This is a genomic window from Streptomyces sp. SID3343 (genome assembly GCF_009865215.1).
GTDB lineage: Bacteria > Actinomycetota > Actinomycetes > Streptomycetales > Streptomycetaceae > Embleya.
Window position 1 is genome coordinate 1 of the sequence record NZ_WWJX01001013.1, and the last position, 1,225, is coordinate 1,225.

A 1,225-nucleotide genomic window follows, 5' to 3' on the forward strand; every position below is an offset into this window, starting at 1 on the left:
GAGGGCGCGGCGACCCGGGCCGCGGACCCCGCGCCGGAACCGGATCCCGGCACCGGGATGCGGCCGGCCCCGCCGCCGCTCGAAGGCGACATCGTCAAGCTCGTCGCGTCGGGCAGCCTGATCTGGTTCGCGCTGTTCGTCGCCGCGTGGTTCATGCGCGACAGCATCACCGAGGACGGCCACGGCTGGTGGCCGTGGTGCGCGCTCGCCGGCTCGGGTCTGGGGCTGTTCGGGCTTTGGTACGTCCGCCGCCTGCGGGACGCGCGCGAGGACTAGTACGAGATGGCCACGAAATCCGACATTCACTGACGTAACGTCAGGGCATGATCGATGCCCCCGCCGCCGGGCTGACCGCCGCCGAGGTTGCCGAACGGGTCGCGGACGGCCGGGTCAACGACGTGCCGACGCGGTCCGCCCGCAGCGCCGCGGAGATCGTCCGGGGCAACGTCTTCACCAGGTTCAACGCGATCATCGGCACGTTGTTCGTGGTGATCCTGATCGTGGGCCCCGTCCAGGACGGCCTGTTCGGCCTGGTCATCGTGGCCAACACGGCGATCGGCATCATTCAGGAGCTGCGCGCCAAACGAACCCTGGACGCGCTCGCGGTGGTCGGCGAGGCCAGACCCCGGGTCCGCCGCGACGGTCGAAGTGTCGAGCTCACCGCCCACGAACTGGTTCTGGACGACGTGTGCGAACTGGGCGCGGGCGAACAGGTCCTGGTCGACGGAGAGGTGGTCGAGGCCGACGCGCTCGAACTCGACGAGTCGCTGCTCACCGGCGAATCGGACCCGGTGCACAAGAAGGTCGGCGACAAGGTGATGTCCGGCAGTTTCACGGCCGCCGGCAACGGCGCGTTCCGCGCGACCAAGGTCGGCCGCGACGCGTACGCCGCGAAACTCGCCGAGGAGGCGAGCCGATTCACCCTCGTGGACTCGGAACTGCGCGGCGGCCTGAACAAGATCCTCACCTACGTGACGTGGTTGATGATCCCCGTCGGGATCCTGCTGATCATCAGCCAGCTCAGGACCGACGACGGCCTCCCCAACGCGTTGCGCGGCATGGTCGCGGGGCTGGTCACGATGGTCCCCGAGGGCCTGATGCTGCTGACGTCGGTGGCGTTCGCGGTGGGCGTGGTGCGGCTGGGCCGCAAGCAGTGCCTGGTCCAGGAACTGGCCGCGATCGAGGGCCTGGCCAGGGTCGACGTGGTGTGCCTGGACAAGACCGG

At 69.6% G+C, this 1,225-nt stretch carries 2 protein-coding genes; both read left to right on the plus strand.

Translation table 11 applies throughout. From position 1 onward, the window contains the following. Positions 1-276: DUF2530 domain-containing protein (locus GT354_RS31845; RefSeq protein ID WP_237535677.1), on the plus strand; the 276-nt coding region annotated here is incomplete at its 5' end. A 47-nt stretch (positions 277-323) separates the two neighbouring features. Further along, a partial coding sequence (locus tag GT354_RS31850) for an HAD-IC family P-type ATPase (RefSeq protein WP_161359851.1) occupies positions 324-1,225 on the plus strand: 902 nt, incomplete at its 3' end.